We start from the raw sequence: 23,855 nt of genomic DNA on the forward strand, positions 1-23,855 counted from the left end.
ACCGGCCGGACTCCGCTTCGGTGGTTCCGCTAAGGGCTATTGTGACTTCATGAGCTTCAATGACAACGTGCAGCTGGACCCTTCCCAGGTCCAGGACCGGCGTGGCATGGGCCGTGGGGCCAAAGTCGGCGGCGGCATCGGTGGCGGAATCGTCCTGCTGATAGCCGTTCTCCTCGGCGTCAACCCCGCCTTGCTCGAAGGCCTGACCGGTGGGGCGGGCACGGCTGATCAGAACCAGGGCACGGCGCCGGCCTGCACCACAGGGGCCGACGCCGACGCGCGGCTGGACTGCCGGATCACCGGCACGGTGAACAGCCTGAACGCGTTCTGGCCGGCGTATCTCCAGCAATACAACGTGCAGTACCCGCAGCCGGAGACGGTGATCTTCGAGCAGGCCGTCAACAGCGCGTGCGGGACGGCTTCCAGCGCGGTGGGCCCCTTCTACTGCCCGGCTGACAGCACCGCCTACTTCGATCCCGGGTTCTTCCAGGATCTCGTGGACCGCTTCGGATCCTCGGGAGGTCCCCTGGCGCAGGAGTACGTGGTGGCGCACGAATTCGGCCACCACATCCAGAACGTGCTGGGGTACATCGACCGGGCGCAGCAGGACCCGCAGGGGCCCGAGTCGGGCGCCGTCCGCGTGGAACTCCAGGCCGACTGCTATGCCGGCCTCTGGGTAAAGCACGCCTCAACCCAGCCCGGACCCGACGGCCAGCCGTTCCTGGAACCGATCACCCAGCAGGACCTGAACGATGCCCTGTCGGCAGCGTCAGCGGTGGGCGATGACCGGATCCAGGAAGCCGCCACCGGACAGGTCTCGCCCGAGGCCTGGACGCACGGATCCAGCGAACAGCGGCAGAAATGGTTCTACACCGGCTACCAGACCGGCGACATCAACCAGTGCGACACATTCTCGGCGCCATCCCTTTAAATTGGGCCGGTGGGGACGACGACGGCCGGCTACCTCCGCTGGGGAGGTAACCGGCCGTCGTCGTACTTTAAGCGGTGCTAACTCAGATGTTGAAGCCGAGGGCCCGCATCTGGTCCTTGCCGTCATCGGTGATCCGCTCCGGACCCCAAGGCGGCATCCACACCCAGTTCAGGCGCCAGTCGTCAACGACGCCGTCAAGGGACTTGCCTACCTGTTCCTCGATGACATCGGTGAGCGGGCAGGCGGCCGTGGTGAGCGTCATGTCGATCAGCAGCGCGCCGTCGTCGTCGGAGTACTTCAGGCCGTACAGCAGCCCGAGGTCCACGATGTTCACACCGAGTTCCGGGTCGATGACGTCCTTGAGTGCCTCTTCGACATCTTCGAGGCCCGTGCGGGCCGCATTGATTTCGGTCATGGCAAGTCCTATCTAGGCCTGTGCGGCAGCAGCGATGGTGGCTGCGCCGGCGCCCGTGGCGTAACGGTCGTAGCCTTCGTCTTCGAGGCGGTCAGCCAGCTCCGGGCCGCCCTCTTCGACAACCTGGCCGTCGACGAAGACGTGGACGAAGTCAGGCTTGATGTAGCGCAGGATGCGGGTGTAGTGCGTGATGAGCAGCGTGCCCATGTTGCCCGCTTCGTGTGCACGGTTGACGCCTTCGGAGACAACCTTCAGGGCGTCAACGTCCAGGCCCGAGTCGGTCTCGTCAAGGATGGCGAACTTCGGCTTGAAGAGTTCCAGCTGGAGGATCTCGACGCGCTTCTTCTCGCCGCCGGAGAAGCCTTCGTTGACGTTGCGCTCGGCGAAGTCTGCGTCGATGCGCAGCTGGGCCATGGCCGCCTTGACGTCCTTGGTCCAGGTCCGCAGCTTGGGTGCTTCGCCGTCGATGGCGGTTTTGGCGGTGCGCAGGAAGTTGGTCATGCTGACACCGGGGACCTCCACGGGGTACTGCATGGCCAGGAAAACGCCGGCGCGGGCCCGCTGGTCAACGGTCATCGCGAGGACGTCTTCGCCGTCGAGCGTGATGGTTCCGCTGGTGACCTTGTAGCGCGGGTGCCCGGCAATGGTGGAGGCCAGGGTGGACTTGCCCGAACCGTTGGGGCCCATGATGGCGTGGGTCTGACCGGTCTTGATGGTCAGGCTGACGCCCTTCAGGATCTCCTTGGTGCCCTGCTCCGTGTCAATGCTGACGTGCAGGTCCTTGATCTCAAGAGTAGACATAGGTCTTGTTCTCCTCTGCACCGCGCCCTCCGGCGGTGGTGCGGTCTGTATCTGGAAGTTTGGTTCTGTTGCTTGTGTCCGGCTGACGCCGGGGATGCTGCTAGCTGAAGTTCGGGGCTTCCGCACCGTTGAGCACGTTCGTGAAGTCCACATAGACCTCGTCGCCGACGATCTCGACGGCGAACACCGGGACGGGATCGTAGGCGGGGAGCTGGAGCGGCTCACCGCTGCGCAGGTCGAACTGGGAGCCGTGGCCCCAGCATTCGATCATGCAGCCCTCCACTTCGCCCTCGGACAGTGAGATGTCCGCGTGCGAGCAGGTGTCCCCGATGGCGTGGATGTCTCCCATGGAGTCCTTCACGATGGCTACAGGGTAATCATCGATCAGGATCCGGAGCGCCTGCTTGAGCTGGATTTCATCCGTCTTGCAGACAAATTCGCCCTTTGGCTGGTCAGTCATCTGTTTTCCGCGCCGTCTAGTTGTTCGTCACGGCGAGTTCGCGCTCAACAGCCTCAGTGAGCCGCTCTTCGAGGGCCGGTACCTTGATCTGCTGGATGATCTCGTGCAGGAAGCCACGGACCACCAGGCGGCGGGCAACATCCTCGGGGATGCCGCGGGCCATGAGGTAGAACAGGTGCTCGTCGTCCAGCCGGCCGGTGGCGCTGGCGTGGCCGGCTCCCTTGATCAGGCCGGTTTCGATCTCGAGGTTCGGCACGGAGTCGGCGCGGGCGCCGTCCGTGAGCAGCAGGTTACGGTTTGCCTCGTAGCTGTCGGTGCCTTCGGCTTCCTTGCGGATCAGGACGTCGCCCACCCACACAGCGTGGGCGTTGCGGCCCTGCAACGCGCCCTTATAGAGCACGTTGGAGGTGCAGTTCGCCACCGCGTGGTCAACAAAGAGCCGCTGCTCCAGGTGCTGGCCGGCGTCGGCGAAGTACAGGCCGAACATTTCCGCTTCGCCGCCGGGGGCGGTGAAACGGGTCGACGGCGTGACGCGGACCAGGTCCCCGCCGAGGCTGACCACGACGTGCTTGAACTTGGCGTCGCGGCCGATCTTTGCCTGCTGGGAGGAGGCATGGACGGCGTCGTCGTTCCATTCCTGGAGCGAGACAACCGTGAGGTTGGCGCCATCTTCAACAACGATTTCGATGTTTTCGGACACCACTGCCGAGCCTTGGTGGTTCAGGACCACAATGGCCTTGGAGAACCTCTCCGCCACGATCACCAGGTGCTGGGCGGCTGCCTCCGTGGACGTGCCTTCGATCACGACGGTGACCTCGGTGTCGGCTTCAAACTCGGCCGGGATGGTGAGGACGGTGGCTTCGCTGAAGTTCTCCCAGGCGTTGGCGGACACGCGGTCCTCCGGGATGCCGGCGGAACCGATGCGCTTATCGCCGCGTGCCACGGTCTCAACCGTGACCTGCTCCGGGCCGCTGACGGTGACGGTGGGAGCCGCTCCCACCAGGACCTCGCTGTGCAGGCCGCGCAGGCGCTTGAGCGGGGTGAAGCGCCAGTCTTCCTCAAGCCCGGTGAGCGGCTTGAAGTCCGCCAGGTTGTACGAGGTCAGCCGGCCGGCGCGTGAGCTGTCCGGAATGCCAACGCCGCCGCCGTGCGAGTGGCGCTTGACGGCTTCGCCGGCCAGCGGGGCCTTGGAAGCGTTCGAGTTGATCGGAGACAGGCTTTCGCCCTCTTCCGTGAAACCGTTAATAAACGGCTGGGCCGAGGGCGCGCCGATGCGGGCCTTTTCAGTAGTGATTTCAGTCATCGTTATCCGACGGACCCTTCCATCTGCAGTTCAATCAGGCGGTTCAGCTCAAGTGCGTACTCCATCGGGAGTTCGCGGGCGATGGGCTCGATGAAGCCACGGACGATCATCGCCATGGCCTCGTCTTCGCGCATACCGCGGGACATCAGGTAGAAGAGCTGCTCTTCGCTGACCCGGGAAACAGTTGCTTCATGGCCCATCACCACGTCATCCTCACGGATGTCGATGTACGGGTAGGTGTCCGAACGGCTGATGGTATCCACCAGCAGCGCGTCGCAACGGACGGTGTTCGCCGAGTGCTTGGCACCTTCACGGACCTGGACCAGGCCGCGGTAGGCAGCACGCCCGCCGCCGCGGGCCACGGACTTGGAAATAATGGAGCTCTTGGTGTTCGGCGCGATGTGCACCATCTTCGAGCCGGTGTCCTGGTGCTGGCCGGCGCCGGCGAAGGCGATGGACAGGGTCTCGCCCTTGGCGTGCTCGCCTACCAGGTAGACGGCCGGGTACTTCATGGTCACCTTGGAGCCGATGTTGCCGTCAACCCATTCCATGGTGGCGCCTTCTTCGCAGATGGCACGCTTGGTCACCAGGTTGTACACGTTGGTGGACCAGTTCTGGATGGTGGTGTAACGGACGCGGGCGCCCTTCTTGACGATGATTTCCACCACGGCGGAGTGCAGCGAGTCCGAGGTGTAGATCGGCGCGGTGCAGCCTTCGATGTAGTGGACGTAGGAGTCCTCGTCGGCGATGATCAGGGTGCGCTCGAACTGGCCCATGTTTTCCGTGTTGATGCGGAAGTATGCCTGCAGCGGAATGTCCACGTGGACGCCCTTGGGGACGTACACAAAGGAACCGCCGGACCAGACGGCCGTGTTCAGCGACGCGAACTTGTTGTCGCCCACGGGAATGATGGTGCCGAAGTACTCCTGGAAGATCTCCGGGTGTTCGCGCAGCGCGGTGTCGGTGTCCAGGAAGATGACGCCCTGCTTTTCAAGGTCCTCACGCAGCTGGTGGTAGACAACCTCGGACTCGTACTGGGCGGCGACGCCGGAAACCAGGCGCTGCTTTTCGGCCTCGGGGATGCCGAGCTTGTCGTACGTGTTCTTAATGTCATCGGGCAGGTCCTCCCAGCTGGTGGCCTGCTTCTCGGTGGACCGCACGAAATACTTGATGTTGTCGAAGTCGATGCCGGAGAGGTCTGCACCCCAGGTGGGCATGGGCTTGCGGTCGAAGTACTTCAGGCCCTTGAGCCGGAGATCGAGCATCCATTGGGGCTCGCTCTTCTTGGCCGAGATGTCGCGGACGACTTCTTCATTGATACCGCGGCGGGCGTTGGCGCCGGCGTCGTTCTTGTCGGACCAGCCGTACTCGTACGTGCCGATGCCGTGGAGCTCGGGATTCTTTTCCAGAATCTCCGAGATCACAGTGTCTTCGGCTACCGCTTTCTCTGATAGTTGGTCCGTCATCACGGCCTTTCTTGCTGATGGTTGGTTACTTCATCCAGGCTGGCGGGGGCTGCCTGCGGGACCTGGTGTCCCCCTGCAGCCAGCCGGCCTGTGGGTATGTGGGTGGTGCAGACGTGTCCGCCGCGCGCCAGCGTGGACAGGCGGCGCACATCAACGCCGACGAGACGGGAGAACACTTCGGTCTCCACGTCGCAGAAGACAGGGAACTGGGCGGCGAGCTGCTGGATGGGGCAATGCCCCTGGCACAGCTGGACGCTGGACAGTGCTGCCGGCAGCGGGGCCTTGGCCTCGATCGAGGCGGCCGACGCTACGAAGCCATCCCGGCTCAGCGCTGTGGACAGTGCCTGCGCCCTGGCGGTGATGTCCGGTCCGGCCTGTTCGACCTCGGGTGCGTACCGGCGTTCCATGTCGGCAAAACGTTCGACGGCGAACGCGCGGACGGCGTCGTCGCCCGCCACCGCCTGGAGCTGCTTGAGCGCTAGGGTAGCGATGTCGAGGTAGTCGTTGCCAAGCGTGGACTGGCCCTGCGAGCTCAGGACGTAGCGGCGGGCGGGACGCCCCGCGCCGGCGCCGGCCTTGGCCACGCGCTTGACCTCAATAACCCCACTGCGGGCCAGGTGATCAAGATGCCTCCGGACCGCGGCGGGTGTGAAACCGAGCATGTCGCCGAGTTCCGCCGCGCTGATGGGGCCGTGCTCAAGCACGGCCCCAAGGACCCGGTCCCGTGTACGCTCGTCCGAGTCCGCCACCGGCACAGCGGCCACGTGGCCGCTGTCAGCGGCGGTACGCGGCGCCCGGTGCCCGGCAAACGGCACAGCAGCAGCATTGGTCATGGAATACACAACACAATCATGTCGTAATTTACTCCCCCGTACTAGTAAGGTCAGGCTGACCTTGCAGCCGGGGTCCCCTGCCGGGCCGCCAGTACTACATCGCGTAGAATGCTGGGGTGCGATCCCCCGAATCCCCGGTTCTGTCCATCAGCGGGTTAATTAAGGATGTTGGTCCGCTGGCTAGCCTGGACGGAAAAATGCTCCGGGTGGTCAACGGCGTATCCCTTATGGCCGAACGCGGCCAGGTCACGGCCCTCCTGGGCGCCAACGGAGCCGGAAAGACCACCACCATCGAATGCGCCCAGGGCCTGCAAAAGCGCAGCGGCGGCAGCATCTCGCTGCTCGGCCGGGATCCGGGCCGTTCGGGCGCTGACCTGCGGTCCCGCGTAGGCGTGATGCTTCAGGACGGCGGCCTCCCGCCGTCGGCCCGTCCCATCCCGCTGCTGCGGCACATCGCCGGAATGTACGCGCGGCCCCGCTCAGTTGACGAACTGGTGGAACGGCTCGGCATTGATACTTTCGCCAGGACCAGCGTGCGCAGGCTCTCCGGTGGGCAGAAGCAGCGTCTGGCCCTCGCCGCAGCACTGATCGGCAATCCGGAAGTCCTTTTCCTGGACGAGCCCAGCGCCGGCCTGGATCCCCAGTCCCGGCAACTGGTCTTCGAGCTGATCTCGGAACTGCGGGCGGCCGGGATGGGCATCATCCTGACAACACACCTGATGGACGACGCCCAGCGGCTGGCGGACTACGTGTACATCATCGACGCCGGCAGGAACGTCGCCGAGGGAACAGTTTCCCAGCTGCTGCAGCGGGACCCGGCTGTGGAGGCCGGCACGGACCATGTCCGCACCCTGGTGTTCGAGGCTCCCCCGGGGCTGGATTTCACCGGCGTGCTGCCCGATGCCATCGCCGTCTCTGAAACACGGGCCGGAAGCTACGTGGCCTCGGGTGCCCTGACACCCCACGATCTCGCGTCGTTGACCGCCTGGTGGGCAGCCCACAGCGTGATGCCCGGTTCCATGAGCCTGGCGGCACGAAGCCTGGAAGATGTCTTCCTGGACATCTCGGGAAAGGACATCCGATGACGGCTCCCGCAGGCACCCCCGCCCAAGGGGCACCGGCCACGCTGCTGCGCCGCATCCTGCTGCAGGGTAAGTACGAATCACTGACGATGCTCCGGAACGGCGAGCAGCTGATCCTTGCCGTCGTCCTGCCGCTTCTGGCGCTGGTGGGGCTCACCGTCACTCCTTTCCTGGACGGTTTCGGAGCCAGCCGCATCAATGTGGCCGTCCCCGGCATCCTGGCATTGTGCGCCATGTCCACGGCCTTCACCGGGCAGGGCATCGCCACCGGCTTCGACCGGCGCTACGGTGTTCTCCGGTTCCTGTCCACCACACCCCTGGGCCGCGAAGGCCTCATCGCGGGTAAGGTACTGGCGGTCCTGGCGGTGCTTTGCCTCCAGGTGGCAGTGGTGACGCTGGTGGCGATTCCGTTGGGCTGGCAGCCGCCTGCCTCCGGCTGGCTCCCCGGACTGTCACTGCTGGCCCTGGGCGCCGTGGCGTTCACCGCGCTGGGTCTCCTGGTGGCAGGCACAGTCCGGCCCGAGGCAACCCTCGCCATCACCAATCTGCTGTGGATCCTGCTGGGCGCCCTCGGAGGGATAGTCATCCCCGCGGAACGGCTGCCCGCGCTGGCGCAGGGAGCGGTCCACTACCTGCCCTCCGGCGCACTCGGCGAGGCTATGCGCGAAGCTTTCCTGCACGGCTCGTTGAACGGCGGCGCCGCGCTTATCCTGCTGCTCTGGACGGTTCTTGCCGGAGCAGCAGCCATCCGTTGGTTCAAGTGGAATTGAGATATCCGTGAGCACGGCTTCACGCCTCCCCCAGATCGCCGGCCGCCTTATCGCGAGGCTGCCCCGAACCGTGGACGCCAGCGTCCGCCGCCTCGCGGTGGCCTCCCTGGTTGGCCAGACGCTGCTGGTGGTGACTGGCGGCGCGGTGCGGCTGACCGCATCCGGCCTCGGCTGCCCCACCTGGCCGCGCTGCACCGAGACCTCTTTGGTCAACACTGCCGAAATGGGAATCCACGGCTTCATCGAGTTCGGCAACCGGCTGCTGACGTTCGCGCTTGCAGCGGTTGCGCTGGCCATGCTGGTGTACTTGTGGAACCTTCGCAAGGAACGCCGGGACCTCTTCCTGCTGGCGCTGGGCCTGCTGGCCAGCATCCCGGCACAGGCGGTGATCGGTGGCATCACCGTTCTGACCAACCTCAATCCGTGGGTGGTGGGCCTGCACTTCCTCGTTTCCATGGCCCTCGTGGTGATTGCCACGCTGCTCGTCAACCGGGCCTACGGCAGGACGGGCCGCCATGCCGGCGTCCAGCTCCCCGCCTTGCCGGGCGTTATGCGTCCGGTGGCTGCCGCCGTCGGGCTTTTCTCCGCCCTCGCCGTAATGCTCGGCGTAGTGGTGACCGGCTCCGGTCCCCACGCCGGTGACGCCGACGCGCCCCGCAACGGCCTGGACTGGGACCTGTTCTCCCACATCCATGCGGTTCCTGCGTACGTAATCACGGCCGGCACACTGTTCGCACTGGTGCTGGTCATTATCCGCCGGATCCAGGGCCCGTTCCGCACGTCCGTCCTGTTGCTGCTTGCCGTGACCCTGCTGCAGGCCGTCATCGGCTTCACCCAGTACTACAACGGCATCCCCGCGTTGCTGGTGGGCGCCCACATGCTGGGGGCGGCGCTGCTGATGAGCGCGGCAACAAACTCCGCCGACCTCGCCCGCTCGAGCCCGGTCTCTTAGCCTCCACCACTTTTTTCCCCGACGGAGTGCCACGGTTCCCATCGGACCGTGGCACCCCGCACTTAAGGACGCTCTCTCACTTAATGCAGGGAATCGGCAGACCCTCTCTCACTGCCTGCGGTGTTTCGCAGGATCTTCCCTTACCTCCTGGAGACAAAGAAGCGACCCTCCTTCACCGTTGGTGAGAGAGGGTCGCTAAGAAAGCTGCAGGTACTGATAGAGGGTCGGTAGAAAACCCACATTTAGTGAGAGAGCGTTGGTGGGTGCTGTTAACCGATGATTGCTGATCCGACGAACGGATCCACGGCCAATGCGATGAACAGCAGCGTCAGGTAACTGATGGAGCCGTGGAAGACCTTCATGGCGCGCTTGTCCGAGATGTCTTCGCGCTGCGCCCGGTTGTAGAGGGAGTGCGACTCGTAAAGGAACCATGCACCCGCCAACACTGCGGTGGCCGTGTAGACCCAGCCCGCGCCACCGGCGGGGACCAGCAGCAGCGTGCAGGCCACCATGGCCCAGGCGTAGAGGACCACCTGGACGGATACCACCTTGGCGCCGGCAATGGCGCCCAGCATGGGCACGTTGGCGTTGCGGTAGTCCTCGCCGTAACGCATCGAAAGCGGCCAGTAGTGCGGCGGCGTCCAGAGGAAGATGACCATGAACAGGATGACGGCCGGCCATTCGACGGTGTTGGTCACGGCGGCCCAGGCGATCAGCACCGGGAAGCAGCCCGCGGCTCCACCCCAGACAATGTTCTGTGCGGTGCGGCGCTTGAGGATGATGGTGTAGATGACTACATAGAAGAAAATTGCGGCTAATCCGAGCCACGCGGCCAGCGGGTTGGCGCCGAACCAGAGAATAACAATGGCTGCTGCCCCGAGCAGCCAGGAGAACACCAGCGCCTCGCGCGGGGTCACCTCGCCGGTGACGAGCGGACGGTTCTCGGTCCGGTGCATCAGTTTGTCGATGTCGCGGTCAAGGTAGCAGTTGAAGGCACCGGCACTGCCGGCAGCAAACGCGCCGCCGACCAGCGTGGCCAGGATCAGACCGATCGGCGGGAAGCCGCGCTCGGCGTAGATCATGGTGGGCAGGGTGCTGACCAGAAGCAACTCAATGACACGCGGCTTAGTGAGGGCGAAATACGCCTTGGCCTTACGGGCGAACCCGGCTCCCCCTCTGGTGCGGGAAGCATTAAGCGGCGTATCTGTTGTGCTCACGGTGGCAGTCACCCGTTCTGGTTGGCAGTTCTGTCTGGCGGTGCAGCTGTGTCTTGCGGCCGTTCGCCGGGCAGCCCGCCAATGGTCATCAGAAGAGGTCCCGGCAACGCCCCGGGTCTGCCGCCGCCCCTAAAGGGCCCGGCTACCGGCGTCGGCCTCCAAATATCATACCGTGCGCATTTGTAACAGATGCCCCCTGATTAGGCCCTGATGATTGCGCGCAGGGTGATTCGAGCAGATTAACTCAACCTCACGAAATGGCGATTCACATAAGGGGAAATTGCGTCCAAAAGGTGAGATTTGCACTGACCGCAGAGTGGAATCGAGCTAAGCTGTCACCAGATCAGCAAGCGGCAGAAAAGCGTTGGATAACGCGTTCCCGTAGCCCTGCTGAATGATAGATCAACGTTTCGATGGTGAACGGCTGGTACACACCGCAGCGGGCACCATAGCGTGCCCCGGAACGGATCCCGTGTACCGCCCACCATCAGCACAGAGAGGGGCCCGGTTTTCGTGCCACATTTGGAAGAGCAAGAACTGTCATGGACCAGCTTGGACCAGCGCGCGGTGGACACCATCCGCGTTCTGGCTGCGGATGCCGTCGAGAAGGTCGGTAATGGCCACCCGGGCACCGCCATGAGCCTGGCGCCCGCCGCCTACCTTCTCTTCCAGAAGCTGATGCGCCACGACCCGCGCAACCCGGACTGGCTGGGACGCGACCGGTTCATTCTGTCTCCCGGCCACACGTCGCTGACCCTTTACATCCAGCTGTTCCTGTCGGGCTACGGCCTGGAACTGAAGGACCTTGAGGCACTCCGGACCTGGGATTCCCTGACGCCGGGCCACCCGGAGTACAAGCACACCGCCGGTGTGGAGATCACCACCGGGCCGCTGGGCCAGGGCCTGGCCTCGTCGGTCGGGTTCGCCTACTCCCAGCGCCGGATGCGCGGCCTGTTCGACGCCGATGCTGCGGCCGGCGAAAGCCCCTTCGACCACACCATCTGGGTTATTGCCTCCGACGGGGACCTGCAGGAAGGCGTGACGTCCGAGGCGTCCTCGCTGGCCGGCCACCAGGAACTGGGCAACCTTGTAGTTGTCTACGATGAGAACCACATCTCCATCGAGGACGACACCGACATCTCCTTCACCGAGGATGTCGTCAAGCGCTACGAAGCCTACGGCTGGCACACCCAGCGCGTCGACTGGACCAAGACCGGCGAATACAAAGAGGACGTGCAGGAGCTTTACTCCGCACTGCTCGCCGCCAAGGCCGAGACGTCCAAGCCCTCCATCATTTCGCTGCGCACGATCATCGGCTACCCGGCGCCCAAGAAGCAGAACACAGGCAAGATCCACGGTTCCGCACTGGGTGCAGAGGAAGTCGCAGGCCTGAAGTCCGTGCTGGGCTTCGACCCCGCCAAGTCCTTCGACGTTGACCAGGAAGTCCTGGCCCACGCCCGCTCCGTCGTGGACCGCGGCGCCGCTGCCAAGAAGGAATGGGAAGAGTCCTTCAACGCCTGGCAGGCCGCCAACCCCGAAGGCTCCGCACTCCTGCAGCGCATCGAGGCCCGCGAACTGCCCGACGGCCTGGATGCCGCGCTTCCGGTCTTCCCGGCCGGCAAGGACGTCTCCACCCGCGCCGCTTCCGGCAAGGTCCTGAACGCACTCGGACCGGTCATGCCGGAACTCTGGGGCGGCTCCGCCGACCTCGCCGAGTCCAACAACACCACCATCGAAGGCTCGCCGTCGTTCGTGCCCGCCTCCAAGCAGACCGACACCTGGTCCGGCAACCCCTACGGCCGGGTCCTGCACTTCGGCATCCGCGAGCACGCCGCCGCATCGATCGTGAACGGCATCGCCCTGCACGGCCGGACCCGCGCGTTCTCCGGCACGTTCCTGATCTTCAGCGACTACCAGCGGCCCGCCATCCGGCTCGGCGCCCTGATGGGTGTTCCGTCCCTGTATGTCTGGACGCACGACTCCATCGGCCTGGGTGAAGACGGCCCCACCCACCAGCCGGTGGAACAGCTCGCTTCCCTGCGCGCCATCGTGGGCCTGGACGTGGTCCGCCCCGGCGACGCCAACGAGGTCGCGGTGGCATGGAAGACCATGCTTGAGAACCACGAGAACCCGGCCGGCATTGTCCTGACCCGCCAGAACATCCCCACCTACGCCCGTGGTGAAAACGCAGCCGACGGCGACACGTTCGGTTCCGTTTCGGGTGTGGCCAAGGGCGGCTACGTCCTGGCTGAAGCATCCAAGGACGGCGCCACCGTGCCCGCCGACGTGATCCTCATCGGTACCGGCTCCGAGGTCCAGCTGGCCGTCCAGGCCCGCGAAGCCCTCCAGGCCGAAGGCATCGCTGCCCGCGTTGTCTCCATGCCGTGCGTGGAGTGGTTCAACAAGCAGGACGCCGCTTACCGCGAGTCCGTGCTCCCCGCTGCCGTCAAGGCCCGGGTCTCCGTCGAGGCCGGGCTGGCCCTGGGCTGGAGGGAATTCGTCGGCGACGCCGGACGTTCCATCTCGCTCGAGCACTATGGCGCTTCCGCCGACTACAAGCGCCTTTTCCAGGAGTTCGGCATCACCGCGGCGGCTGTCGCCGCCGCTGCCAAGGACTCCCTCGCTGGCCTGCAGGCCTGAACCAGATTTTAGGAGATATCACCATGACTACCCCTACACAGCAGCTCTCCGACGCCGGAGTATCCATCTGGCTCGATGACCTTTCCCGCAGCCGCCTTGAGACCGGCACGCTGCAGAAGCTGATCGAAGAGAAGAACGTTGTTGGTGTGACCACCAACCCGTCCATCTTCCACGCCGCCATCACGGCCGGCACGGACTACGACGCCATCATCGCGGCGCAGGCAGCAGCCGGCGCCAGCGTCGAGGAGACCATCTTCGAAATCACCACCACCGACGTCGCCGACGCCTGCGACCTCTTCGCACCGGTGGCAGCAGCCACCAACGGTGTTGACGGCCGCGTGTCCATCGAAGTTGACCCGCGCCTTGCCTGGGACACGGCCGGCACCATTGCCGAAGCCAAGCACCTTTACAAGAAGGTCAACAAGGACAACGTCCACATCAAGATCCCGGCAACCCTTGAAGGCCTCGAAGCGATCACCGCGACGCTGGCCGAGGGCATCAGCGTCAACGTGACCCTGATCTTCTCGCTCGAGCGCTACCGCGCCGTCATCAATGCCTTCCAGTCCGGCCTGGAGCAGGCCAAGGACAACGGCCACGACCTGTCCAAGATCCACTCGGTTGCGTCGTTCTTCGTGTCCCGCGTGGACTCCGAGATCGACAAGCGCCTTGACGCCATCGGCACCGACGAGGCCAAGGCACTCAAGGGCAAGGCAGGCGTGGCCAACGCACGCCTGGCGTACCAGGTCTACGAGGAGCTCTTCGCCACCGAACGCTGGGCACTGCTGGCTGAAGCCGGCGCGCTCCCCCAGCGTCCGCTGTGGGCCTCCACCGGCGTCAAGGACCCGGCTTACCCGGACACCCTGTACGTGACCGAACTGGCCGCCCCCGGCGTCGTGAACACCATGCCGGAGAAGACCCTGGATGCCACGTTCGACCACGGCGTCGTCACCGGCGACACCGTCTCCGGCACGTACACCGAGGCCAACGCCACGCTGGACGCACTGGACGCACTGGGTATCTCCTACAACGAGGTTGTCGCCCTCCTCGAATCCGAAGGCCTGGACAAGTTCGTGGCCAGCTGGAAGGAACTCCTGGGCGACGTCGAAGGTGCCCTTGCCGTTGCACGGAAGGCCTCCTAACCCACTATGAGCACTCTCAGCTACGACGCCACCGGTGCCGCGCAGCAGGCACTCGAGCAGCACCTGCCCGCCCTCGTGGCGGACCGCATCGCCACCCGGATCTTCGCCAAGGACCACACCCTGTGGGGTCCCGACGCCGAGGCCGAGTCCGCTGTCCGCCTCGGTTGGGTGGAGGCGGCCACCGTCTCACAGGCCCTCGTGGCCGGCATCCTCGAGCTCCGTGATGCCCTCAAGGCTGACGGCGTGACCCGCATCGTGCTTTGCGGCATGGGCGGATCTTCGCTGGCTCCCGAGGTCATCGCCGGCACCGCTGGCGTCGAGCTGACAGTGCTGGACAGCACCGACCCCGACCAGGTCCGTGCTGCCCTCGCAGACCGGCTGGCCGAAACCGCGATTGTGGTTTCGTCCAAGTCCGGTTCAACCCTGGAGACCGACTCCCAGCGCCGGATCTTCGAGCACGCCTTCACCGAGGCCGGCATCGATGCGAAGAGCCGGATCATCATTGTCACCGATCCCGGTTCCCCGCTGGATAAGGCATCGCGTGAGGCCGGCTACCGCGCCGTCTTCAACGCCGATCCGAACGTGGGCGGCCGCTACTCGGCCCTCACCGCATTCGGGCTGGTCCCGTCGGGCCTGGCCGGTGTGGATATCCAGGCCTTCCTGGATGAGGCCGAGGAAGCCGCCGAGATCCTGAACGAGGACGCCGCCGAGAACATCGGTCTGGCCCTCGGAACAGCCCTGGGCGGAACCAACCCGCTGCGCAACAAGATTGTCATCGCCGAGGACGGCTCAGGCATTGTGGGCTTCGCGGACTGGGCCGAACAGCTCATCGCCGAATCCACCGGCAAGCTCGGTACCGGCGTCCTGCCGGTGGTTGCCGGACCCACGTCGCCGGAGGTCACCTCCGGCGCCGCAGACGTCCTGGTGGTGCGGCTGGTAGCCGCGGATGCCGACGTCGAACTCGGTGACAACGAGGTAGCCATCGCGGGCGGTCTGGCCACCCAGATGATGGTGTGGGAGTTCGCCACTGCCGTGGCCGGACGCCTCCTGGGCATCAACCCGTATGACCAGCCGGACGTGGAGGCAGCCAAGGTTGCCGCCCGCGGCCTGCTGGATGCCCAGCCCAAACCGACCCCTGCCGCCTTCGTGGACGGCGCCATTGAGGTCCGCGGCGGTGACTGGCTCCGTGGGGCAGCCACCGCGGAGGAAGCCGTCGGCGCCCTCCTTGGAACGCTCGACGACGACAGCTACCTCAGCGTCCATGCCTACTTTGACCGGCTGGCCTTCGCAGAGCTGGAAGGCATCCGCGACCCGCTTGCCGGCGTCAGCGGCCGTCCCGTCACGTTCGGCTGGGGCCCGCGGTTCCTGCACTCCACCGGACAGTTTCCACAAGGGCGGACCCGCCATTGGAGTCTTTCTCCAGGTCACGGCCGCTCCTGCGGAAGACCTGGCCATCCCGGACCGTCCGTTCACGTTCGGGGAACTGATTTCCGCCCAGGCCGCGGGCGACGCCCAGGTCCTGGCCGGCCATGGCCGCCCCGTCCTGCGACTGCACCTGACCGACCGCGCCGCCGGAGTTGCACAGCTGCAGGAGATCATTGCAGCACTCGCAGCCCGGTCAGCTTCCGTCACCGAAAACTAAGGCTCAACAGCAAACATGCCAGAAACTGAAAACGGCAGGAATTCCGCGACGCGTTCCGGACGATCAGGGCGTAATCCGCTCCGGGATCCCCGTGACCGCCGCCTGAACCGGATTGCCGGTCCGTCCTCGTTGGTGCTCTTCGGAGTGACCGGCGACCTTGCCCGCAAGAAGCTCATGCCGGCCGTGTATGACCTCGCGAACCGGGGGCTGCTGCCGCCGAGTTTCGCGCTGGTGGGTTTCGGCCGCCGTCCCTGGACTGATGCGGAGTTCGCCGCCGAGGTGAAGGCTTCGGTGAAGGCGTACTCACGGACGCCGTTTGATGAGGCGGTGTGGAACCAACTCGCTGAGGGTATCCGCTTTGTCCAGGGCGAGTTCGACGACGATGACGCCTTCGAGCGGCTCGGTGAGGTCATCGATGAGCTCGATGAGCAGCGCGGAACGCGCGGGAATCACGCGTTCTACCTCTCTATCCCGCCGAAGGCCTTCGAGCAGGTTTGCCGTCAGCTGTCCAAGCACGGCCTCGCGCAAGCCGACGGGGATAAGTGGCGGCGGGTAGTGATTGAGAAGCCGTTCGGGCATGACCTTGAGTCGGCCCGGCAGCTGAACGACATTGTGGAGTCGGTGTTCCCGCCGGATGCGGTGTTCCGGATCGACCACTATCTGGGTAAGGAAACGGTGCAGAACATCCTGGCGCTGCGTTTCGCGAACCAGCTGTTCGAACCGTTGTGGAACGCGAACTACGTGGACCACGTCCAGATCACCATGGCCGAGGACATCGGCACGGGCGGGCGCGCCGGGTATTACGACGGTGTGGGCGCGGCCCGCGATGTCATCCAGAACCACCTCCTGCAGTTGCTGGCCCTGACAGCGATGGAGGAGCCTATTTCTTTCAACGCCGATGACCTGCGCGCAGAGAAGGAAAAGGTCCTGGCCGCGGTAAAGCTCCCGGACGACCTCTCTACCCATTCAGCGCGGGGGCAGTTCGCCGGCGGCTGGCAGGGCGGGGAACAGGTCCAGGGCTACCTGGAGGAAGAGGGTATCCCGGCTGATTCGAAGACCGAGACGTTCGCTGCGATCCGGGTGGATATCCACACCCGCCGCTGGTCCGGTGTGCCGTTCTACCTGCGTGCGGGCAAGCGCCTGGGCCGGCGCGTGACCGAGATTGCGGTGGTGTTCAAACGCGCCCCGAACCTGCTGTTCCGTGACCACGGTGAGGATGACTTCGGCCAGAACGCCGTGGTGATCCGGGTCCAGCCCGATGAGGGCGCCACGATCCGGTTCGGGTCCAAGGTCCCGGGCACGCAGATGGAAGTCCGCGACGTGACCATGGACTTCGGCTACGGGCACTCCTTCACCGAGTCAAGCCCCGAAGCGTACGAACGGCTCATCCTTGATGTGCTCCTGGGCGAGCCGCCGCTGTTCCCGCGGCACGCCGAGGTGGAGCTGTCCTGGAAGATCCTGGATCCCTTTGAAGACTACTGGGCCGGGTTGGCTGAGCAGCCGGAGCCCTATGCCCCGGGCAGCTGGGGCCCTGCCTCGGCCGATGAATTACTGGCCCGCGACGGACGAACCTGGAGAAGGCCATGATTGTAGATTTGCCGGACACCACCACCTCGAAGATCTCCAAGAAGATCACCTCCCTGCGTGAGCAGGGCGGCGTGATCGCACTCGGCCGGGTCCTGACCCTCGTGGTCGTCACCCGCTCAGGGCTTGAGGAAGAAGCGATCGAGGCCGCGAACGAGGCCAGCCGGGAACACCCCTGCCGGATCATCGTCCTCGCCGACGCCGGGGCCCAGGCCCCGAACCGGCTCGACGCGCAGATCCGGGTGGGCGGTGACGCCGGCGCGTCCGAGGTCATCGTGCTCCGCGGCTACGGCGAGCTCGCCCACGAAAGCGAATCCCTGGTAGCGGCCCTGCTCCTGCCCGACGCCCCGATCGTGGCCTGGTGGCCGCACGGAGCGCCGGAGAACGCCTGCGAAACCTCGGTGGGCCGGATCGCGCACCGCCGGATCACGGACTCCGCGAACGAAACCGATCCCCAGGCGGCGCTGGAGAACATCCGGGCCACCTACAAGGCCGGGGACACCGACCTCGCCTGGACCCGGCTGACCAACTGGCGGATCCAGCTCGCGGCGGTCCTGGACCAGGTTGACTCCTCGCCCGTGACCGCAGTGGCCGTGGAAGGCGCCTCCGACTCCCCGTCCACCATCCTGCTCGCGGCGTGGCTGACGCTGGCCCTGGACGCGCCCGTGACGATCGTCGCGGACCCCGCCGGGACCGGTATCCGCCGGGTCCGGCTGACCCGCCACACCGGTGACGTGCAGCTCTTCCGCCCCGGGCTCTCCGTCGCTGAACTCACCCAGCCCGGACAGCCCGCCCAGCGCATCTCCCTGCCGCGCCGCAGCCTCAAGGACTGCCTCGCCGAAGAGCTCCGCCGCCTCGACCCCGACGAAGTGTTCGGCGAAGTGATTACTATTGGACTGCCACGTACCAATCTAAGGAGCGTCCGACCCAGTGAGCGTTGAGCCAAGAGTTAGCATCCATCCTGATTCGTCCGTCCTGATGGCCGCCATTGCGGCCCGCCTGATCACCAAGCTGGTGGATGTGCAGGACAAGCACGGTGAGGCCACGGTGGTGCTGACCGGCGGCACAGTAGGCATCGGAACGCTGAAGGCTGTTGCCGATTCTCCGGCAGCGCCGGCCGTCGACTGGTCCAGGGTGAACTTTTGGTGGGGTGACGAGCGCTTTGTTGCCGCGGACCATCCCGACCGGAACACCAGGCAGGCGTTTGCTGCACTCCTGTCGAGCATTCCGGTTGATCCCGCAAGGATCAACCAGCCTGCCTCCTCGGATGACTTCGACACGCCCGAAGAAGCCGCCGAGGACTACGCGCGCAGGCTCCGGGAAGCAGCCCAGGCCGAACACGCTGCCGACATGTCCGACGACCGTCCGGACGAACCGGGAGTACTGCCGCGGCTGGACGTTGTCCTGCTGGGCGTTGGCCCGGACGCCCACGTGGCCTCGCTCTTCCCGGAGCAGGGCGGAATCCGGGAGAAGGAGCTGACGGTAGTTGGCGTCCGCAATTCCCCCAAGCCGCCGCCACAGCGCATCTCGCTCACGCTTCCCGCCATCAACACTGCTGCCGAGGTCTGGATGGTGGTGGCCGGCGAGGACAAGGCCGGCGCAGTGGGCCTGGCCCTGGCGGGCGCCAACCCGGTACAGGTACCGGCGGCCGGCCCGCGGGGAACATCCCGCACGCTGTGGCTTATCGACGAAAACGCAGCGTCACGCGTCCCGCAGCAGCTCGTCCGGAAGGACGCCGCCGGCGCGTAGCTTTTCCAGCGCTCCGGCCAGGACAGCTTCGGCGTCCTGGTCGGAGCGCCGTTCTTTAACGTATTCAAGGTGGCTCTTGAAGCCTTCGTCCAGCGGGTCCGGCAGGTCGGCTTCCTTGCCGTCCCGTGATGCCGGAGCCCCGCAGCGCCGGCAGTCCCAGACCGTGGGAAGCTGCTCATCCGGCAACCGCAGGAAAACAAGCTGGGTCTCATGCCCCTTGGCGCACCAAAAGGAAACCCGGATCCGGGGCACCCTCTCGCCCGAGGCCGCTTCTGACTGGTTCTTGGGACCGGCTCCTTCCGTGACACCCACCCGGGTGCCGCGGAACGCAGACGCACTATGTACCATCGGGTCTCCTGGCTGCTTAAACGACGCTGTTTAAACGAAACTGTGGCTGTTGGAAGCCAACAGCCACAGTTTAGTTCGGAGATCCCCATCGCGGCAGTGCCGGGCGACGATCAGTTGCAGGAGCTATGAATCCCCTGCGCCACTGAAGCGCATGACCAGGCCAAGGGCGATGATCACAACGCCCCAGGTAACACCCAGAATCACCGTGAACCTGTTCAGGTTCCGCTCGGCCACGCCGGAGGAGCTGAGGCCGGAACTCATACCGCCGCCGAACATGTCCGACAGCCCGCCACCCCGTCCCTTGTGGAGGAGGATAAGCAGGGTCAGCAGAAGGCTGGTGATACCCAGGAGAATCTGCAGAATGACATGAAGAACGTCCACGACGGCCTTTCAGAAGATTGGAATTGCGGGAGCCTGGGCCTAGTGACGGACTAGTTCGTCACAAGGTGACTCTCGAACCTGACAATATTAGCAAACTCCGCGGGATCGAGGCTTGCCCCGCCGACCAACACGCCGTCGACGTCGCGTTCCTTCAGGATCGCGGCGACATTATTGGCCTTGACCGAGCCGCCGTAGAGCAGCCGGATCTTCGCAGCAACGTCATCGCCGAAGAGCGTGGCCAGTTCCGCGCGGATGGCGGCGCACATTTCCTGGGCGTCCTCCGGTCCGGCCACTTCACCGGTGCCGATGGCCCAAACGGGCTCGTAGGCCACCACAAGCTCTGCCGCCTGCTCGGCCGTCAAACCCGCGACGTTCGCCCGGAGCTGTGTCAGCGTGTGCTCGACATGCGTGCCGGCCTGGCGGATTTCCAGGCCTTCCCCCACGCAAAGGACCGGAGTGACACTGTGCTTGAACGCTGCCTTGACCTTGGCGTTGAGCACTTCGTCGGATTCCTGGTGGATGGTGCGGCGTTCACTGTGCCCCACCAGGACGTAGCGGCAGCCCAGCTTGTTCAGGAACTGGCCGGAGGTGTCGCCCGTGTAGGCGCCCGAGTCGAACTGGGAGAGGTCCTGGCCGCCGTAGGCTATGTCCAGTTCATCGCCCTGGACGAGGGTCTGCACGCCGCGGAGGTCGGTGAATGGCGGGAAGACGGCCACCTCAACCCGGCTGTAGTCGTGCTTGGCGTCGGACAGGGTCCAGGCCAGTTTCTGCAGGAGGGTGATGCCCTGGACATGGTCCATGTTCATCTTCCAGTTGCCCGCAATGAGAGGCGTGCGGTCAAAAGCGCCGTTCGTTGACGTAGTCACGTGTTCTCCAAAAGTACTTGATATGTATGCGGCCGGCAGGGTGCCCGCGGGCACCCTGCCGGCCGGAGGACTTGGCAGTCCAGGTTCCTAACGGTCCAGGACGCTGAGTCCCGGGAGTTCCTTGCCTTCGAGATATTCCAGGCTGGCGCCGCCGCCGGTGGAAATGTGCCCGAACTGGTCGTCAGCGAAACCGAGCGTCCGCACGGCGGCAGCGGAGTCGCCGCCGCCGACCACGGTGAACGCGTCGACCTCAGTCAGGGCCTGGGCCACGGCGCGGGTTCCGCCGGAGAATGCTTCGAACTCAAAGACGCCCATGGGCCCGTTCCAGAACACCGTTTTGGCGCCCTTGATGCGGTCCGCGAAAGCGGCTGCAGAGTCCGGTCCAATGTCCAGGCCGATGCCCTGGGCGCCGAAGCTGCTGCCCTCGATGCCGTCCGCGGGGACAGTCTCGTAGTCAGCGTCGGCCGCGAACTTATCGGCCACCACAACGTCGGTGGGCACAATGAATTCGGTGCCTGCACCGGCAGCCCGTTTCAGGTAGTCCTGGACAACCGGGATCTGGTCTTCTTCCAGGAGGCTGCCGGCCACGCTGTGGCCCTCTGCTGCCAGGAACGTGAAGAGCATGCCGCCGCCCACCAGGATGGTGTCGGCCTTGCCGATGAGGTTGTCGATAACCGCCAGCTTGTCGGAGACCTTGGAGCCGCCGAGCACCACCACGTAGGGCCGCTGCGTGTCAGCCGTCAGCTTCCGCAGGACCTCCACCTCGGTGTGCACAAGGTCGCCCTGGTAGGACGGGAGCCGGGTGGCGACGTCGTAGACACTGGCGTGCTTGCGGTGCACGGCACCAAAGGCGTCGTCGACGTAGGCGCCGTTGGCCCCGGTCAGGGCCACCAGTTCGTCCGCGAAGGTGCCGCGTTCGGCGTCGTCCTTGCTGGTCTCCCGGGCGTCGAAGCGCACGTTCTCCAGGACGAGGACTTCGCCGTCCTGAAGCGAGGCGGCGAGTTCCTTAGCGGAGCTGCCCACGGTGTCCTGCGCGAGCGAGACCTTGAAGGCGGCAAGTTCGGCGAGCCGCGCTACGGCAGGCCGGAGGGAGTATTTTTCCTCCGGAGCGCCCTTGGGGCGTCCGAGGTGGGCTGTTACCAGCACGCGGGCACCGGCGTCCGTGAGCTTTCCCAGTACTGGCAGAGAGGCCTTGATGCGGCCGTCGTCAGTCACTGTAGAGCCGTCGAGCGGCACATTCAGGTCACTTCTGACAAGAATGTACCGCCCGCGGACACCTTCAGCGATCAGTTCGTTGAGGGTGTGGAATGTCATGTGTCTAACCCTAGCCCAGCTTGGCTGCGACGAGCTCCGTGAGGTCCACGAGGCGGTTGGAGTAGCCCCATTCGTTGTCATACCAGGAAACAACCTTGACCTGGTTGCCGATGACCTTGGTCAGGCCGGAGTCGAAGATCGACGACGCCGGGTCCCCGACGATGTCCGAGGACACGATCGGTGCGTCCGTGTAGGTCAGGATGCCCTGGAACTCGTCGGACTCCGAAGCCTTCTTCAGTGCTGCGTTGACTTCTTCAACGGTGGTCTCGCGGGAGACCGTGACGGTGAGGTCGGTGGCCGAGCCGGTGGGGACGGGCACGCGGATGGCGAAGCCGTCCAGCTTGCCCTTGAGCTCGGGCAGGACCAGGCCGATCGCCTTGGCCGCACCCGTGGAGGTGGGGACCATGTTGATGGCGGCGGCACGGGCACGGCGGAGGTCGTTGTGCGGGCCGTCCTGCAGGTTCTGGTCGGCCGTGTACGCGTGGATGGTGGTCATCAGGCCACGCTCGATGCCGAAGGTGTCGTTGAGGACCTTGGCCAGCGGGCCCAGGCAGTTGGTGGTGCAGGACGCGTTGGAAATGATGTTGTGCGCCGCGTTGTCGTACAGGCCCTCGTTGACGCCCATCACGATGGTGATGTCCTCGTCGGAGGCAGGTGCGGATATCAGGACCTTCTTGGCGCCTGCGTCGATGTGCTTCTGCGCGGCAGCGGCCTTGGTGAAGAAGCCGGTGGACTCGATGACGATGTCAACGCCCAGCTCGCCCCAGGGCAGGTTGGCGGGATCGCGTTCGGCGAGAACCTTGATGACGTTGCCGTCGACAACAATGTTGCCGTCCTTGACCTCAACGGTTTCCTTCAGGCGGCCGCCGACGGAGTCGTACTTAAGCAGGTGGGCCAGTGCCTCAGGGCTGGTGAGGTCGTTGACTGCAACGATCTCCAGGTCCGCGCCCTGTGCGAGGGCCGCGCGGAAGTAGTTGCGGCCGATGCGGCCGAAGCCGTTGATACCAATACGGGTCGTCACTTGTTCAGTCTCCTTGGTGCTTGATTAAGCACAAACTAGTTGAGCGGGCATTGAAGCCAACTAACAGATCCCGCACGCCATTGGGCAGAGATGATTAACAGATCGGAGGGCGACCAGCCACATTGCTGAAGGCAGACCGCCTTCCGTGATCCATCTTACGTTTAAGTAGGTCCGCCCCCGCAAGTGCGGGGGCGGACCTTCCCCATTCCGGCCGAAATCACGCCGAAATGTGAAGTTTGTTACACGCTTATGTACCGCGGGTCACTACCGCAGGGTGATGAGGCCCGTGGCGTTGGTGCGTGCAGCATTGAAGCGCTTGGCGACGTCGGCCCAGTTGACGATGTTCCAGAAGGCCTTGACGTAGTCAGCCTTGACGTTGACGTAGTCCAGGTAGAAGGCGTGCTCCCACATGTCCAGCATCAGCAGCGGGGTGGTGCCGAGAGCCACGTTGCCCTGCTGGTCGTAGAGCTGCTCGATGACCAGGTTGCCACCGATCGGCTCGTAGGCCAGGAAGCCCCAGCCCGATCCCTGCAGGCCAAGGGCGGCCGCGGAGAACTGTGCGCGGAAGGCGTCGAAGGAACCGAAGGCGTCGTCGATGGCAGCTGCCAGCTCGCCCTCAGGCTTGTCGCCGCCGTCCGGTGAGAGGTTGTTCCAGAACACCGAGTGGTTGATGTGGCCGCCGGTGTGGAACGCGAGGTCCTTGGAAAGGCGGTTGATGTTGGCGAAATCGCCTTTGTCGCGCGCCTCTGCCAGCTGGGCAAGGGCGTTGTTGGCACCTGCAACGTAGGCAGCGTGGTGCTTGCTGTGGTGCAGCTCCATGATGCGCGCCGAAATGTGCGGCTCAAGCGCCGCGTAGTCGTAGCTGAGTTCTGGCAGTACGTACTCGGTCACAAAATCCTCCAATGTCGTGGACGGTCTGTCCGGGTTGTAACTCTCGGATT

22 protein-coding genes and 1 pseudogene are annotated in these 23,855 nt (G+C 65.1%); 10 read left to right on the forward strand and 13 right to left on the reverse strand.

From position 1 onward, the window contains the following. Positions 1–49: 49 nt before the first annotated feature. Positions 50–931 (forward strand): neutral zinc metallopeptidase, encoded by an 882-nt coding sequence (locus MUN23_RS20040; protein WP_248760663.1) that lies wholly within the window; start codon positions 50–52, stop codon positions 929–931. A gap of 82 nt (positions 932–1,013) precedes the next feature. On the opposite strand, the gene MUN23_RS20045 is transcribed toward MUN23_RS20040, so the two are convergent. The 6 genes from MUN23_RS20045 to MUN23_RS20070 all read right to left on the reverse strand — a co-directional run bounded on the left by MUN23_RS20045 (position 1,014) and on the right by MUN23_RS20070 (position 6,218). Then, positions 1,014–1,346: a metal-sulfur cluster assembly factor gene (locus tag MUN23_RS20045; RefSeq protein WP_056339832.1), complete on the reverse strand. Its 333-nt coding sequence runs from the start codon at positions 1,344–1,346 to the stop codon at positions 1,014–1,016. 12 nt (positions 1,347–1,358) lie between these two features. Continuing rightward, positions 1,359–2,147 (reverse strand): Fe-S cluster assembly ATPase SufC, encoded by a 789-nt coding sequence (gene sufC, locus MUN23_RS20050; RefSeq protein WP_248760664.1) that lies wholly within the window; start codon positions 2,145–2,147, stop codon positions 1,359–1,361. 100 nt (positions 2,148–2,247) lie between these two features. After that, positions 2,248–2,607: a non-heme iron oxygenase ferredoxin subunit gene (locus MUN23_RS20055; protein ID WP_056339825.1), complete on the reverse strand. Its 360-nt coding sequence runs from the start codon at positions 2,605–2,607 to the stop codon at positions 2,248–2,250. A gap of 16 nt (positions 2,608–2,623) precedes the next feature. Continuing rightward, a complete protein-coding gene (gene sufD, locus MUN23_RS20060) occupies positions 2,624–3,910 on the reverse strand; it encodes a Fe-S cluster assembly protein SufD (RefSeq protein WP_248760665.1) in 1,287 nt (428 codons plus the stop codon). Positions 3,911–3,912: 2 nt separating this feature from the next. Beyond that, a complete protein-coding gene (gene sufB, locus MUN23_RS20065) occupies positions 3,913–5,376 on the reverse strand; it encodes a Fe-S cluster assembly protein SufB (protein ID WP_160670835.1) in 1,464 nt (487 codons plus the stop codon). After that, the gene (locus MUN23_RS20070; protein WP_371875945.1) at positions 5,376–6,218 is read right to left on the reverse strand and encodes a helix-turn-helix transcriptional regulator; all 843 of its coding nucleotides are present in this window, start codon (positions 6,216–6,218) and stop codon (positions 5,376–5,378) included. Before MUN23_RS20070 ends, sufB begins: the two co-directional genes overlap by 1 nt. 107 nt (positions 6,219–6,325) lie before the next feature. Here MUN23_RS20070 and MUN23_RS20075 point away from each other — a divergent pair, with 107 nt between their 5' ends. The 3 genes from MUN23_RS20075 to MUN23_RS20085 are packed head-to-tail and all read left to right on the forward strand — an operon-like array spanning position 6,326 to position 9,013. Beyond that, the gene (locus MUN23_RS20075; protein ID WP_248760667.1) at positions 6,326–7,294 is read left to right on the forward strand and encodes an ABC transporter ATP-binding protein; all 969 of its coding nucleotides are present in this window, start codon (positions 6,326–6,328) and stop codon (positions 7,292–7,294) included. After that, positions 7,291–8,061, forward strand: a complete 771-nt coding sequence (locus tag MUN23_RS20080; protein WP_248760668.1) for an ABC transporter permease — start codon at positions 7,291–7,293, stop codon at positions 8,059–8,061. Before MUN23_RS20075 ends, MUN23_RS20080 begins: the two co-directional genes overlap by 4 nt. A gap of 7 nt (positions 8,062–8,068) precedes the next feature. Then, positions 8,069–9,013, forward strand: coding sequence for a heme A synthase (locus MUN23_RS20085; RefSeq protein WP_248760669.1), 945 nt, complete (start codon positions 8,069–8,071; stop codon positions 9,011–9,013). 269 nt (positions 9,014–9,282) lie between these two features. On the opposite strand, the gene MUN23_RS20090 is transcribed toward MUN23_RS20085, so the two are convergent. Then, the gene (locus tag MUN23_RS20090; protein ID WP_248760670.1) at positions 9,283–10,242 is read right to left on the reverse strand and encodes a heme o synthase; all 960 of its coding nucleotides are present in this window, start codon (positions 10,240–10,242) and stop codon (positions 9,283–9,285) included. A gap of 510 nt (positions 10,243–10,752) precedes the next feature. Here MUN23_RS20090 and tkt point away from each other — a divergent pair. The 6 genes and pseudogenes from tkt to pgl all read left to right on the forward strand — a co-directional run bounded on the left by tkt (position 10,753) and on the right by pgl (position 18,984). Then, positions 10,753–12,870, forward strand: a complete 2,118-nt coding sequence (tkt, locus tag MUN23_RS20095; protein WP_248764155.1) for a transketolase — start codon at positions 10,753–10,755, stop codon at positions 12,868–12,870. 23 nt (positions 12,871–12,893) lie between these two features. Beyond that, entirely contained in the window at positions 12,894–14,009 is a 1,116-nt protein-coding gene (tal, locus tag MUN23_RS20100; protein WP_248760671.1) for a transaldolase, read from the forward strand. Positions 14,010–14,015: 6 nt separating this feature from the next. Further along, positions 14,016–15,651, forward strand: a pseudogene (locus tag MUN23_RS20105) (glucose-6-phosphate isomerase). Positions 15,652–15,666: 15 nt separating this feature from the next. Further along, positions 15,667–17,238 (forward strand): glucose-6-phosphate dehydrogenase, encoded by a 1,572-nt coding sequence (gene zwf / locus MUN23_RS20110; protein ID WP_248760672.1) that lies wholly within the window; start codon positions 15,667–15,669, stop codon positions 17,236–17,238. After that, complete coding sequence (locus MUN23_RS20115; RefSeq protein ID WP_248760673.1) at positions 17,235–18,176, forward strand: glucose-6-phosphate dehydrogenase assembly protein OpcA; 942 nt, start codon at positions 17,235–17,237, stop codon at positions 18,174–18,176. Before zwf ends, MUN23_RS20115 begins: the two co-directional genes overlap by 4 nt. After that, on the forward strand, positions 18,166–18,984 hold the full coding sequence (gene pgl, locus MUN23_RS20120) for a 6-phosphogluconolactonase (protein ID WP_248760674.1): 819 nt from the start codon (positions 18,166–18,168) through the stop codon (positions 18,982–18,984). Before MUN23_RS20115 ends, pgl begins: the two co-directional genes overlap by 11 nt. Here pgl and MUN23_RS20125 read toward each other — a convergent pair. From MUN23_RS20125 to MUN23_RS20150, 6 genes are all read right to left on the reverse strand, one after another. After that, entirely contained in the window at positions 18,937–19,332 is a 396-nt protein-coding gene (locus tag MUN23_RS20125; RefSeq protein ID WP_056339784.1) for an RNA polymerase-binding protein RbpA, read from the reverse strand. The two genes, pgl and MUN23_RS20125, sit on opposite strands and share 48 nt — an antisense overlap. Before the next feature lie 123 nt (positions 19,333–19,455). After that, on the reverse strand, positions 19,456–19,713 hold the full coding sequence (gene secG / locus MUN23_RS20130) for a preprotein translocase subunit SecG (protein ID WP_058932520.1): 258 nt from the start codon (positions 19,711–19,713) through the stop codon (positions 19,456–19,458). A gap of 50 nt (positions 19,714–19,763) precedes the next feature. Beyond that, a complete protein-coding gene (gene tpiA, locus MUN23_RS20135; protein ID WP_248760675.1) occupies positions 19,764–20,579 on the reverse strand; it encodes a triose-phosphate isomerase in 816 nt (271 codons plus the stop codon). An 87-nt stretch (positions 20,580–20,666) separates the two neighbouring features. Further along, entirely contained in the window at positions 20,667–21,893 is a 1,227-nt protein-coding gene (pgk, locus tag MUN23_RS20140) for a phosphoglycerate kinase (RefSeq protein ID WP_248760676.1), read from the reverse strand. A 10-nt stretch (positions 21,894–21,903) separates the two neighbouring features. Then, complete coding sequence (gene gap, locus MUN23_RS20145) at positions 21,904–22,914, reverse strand: type I glyceraldehyde-3-phosphate dehydrogenase (RefSeq protein ID WP_058932523.1); 1,011 nt, start codon at positions 22,912–22,914, stop codon at positions 21,904–21,906. Positions 22,915–23,178: 264 nt separating this feature from the next. Then, positions 23,179–23,805 (reverse strand): superoxide dismutase, encoded by a 627-nt coding sequence (locus MUN23_RS20150; RefSeq protein ID WP_248760677.1) that lies wholly within the window; start codon positions 23,803–23,805, stop codon positions 23,179–23,181. Between the last annotated feature and the right edge of the window lie 50 nt (positions 23,806–23,855).

This window comes from Pseudarthrobacter sp. SSS035 (assembly GCF_023273875.1).
Lineage (GTDB): Bacteria > Actinomycetota > Actinomycetes > Actinomycetales > Micrococcaceae > Arthrobacter.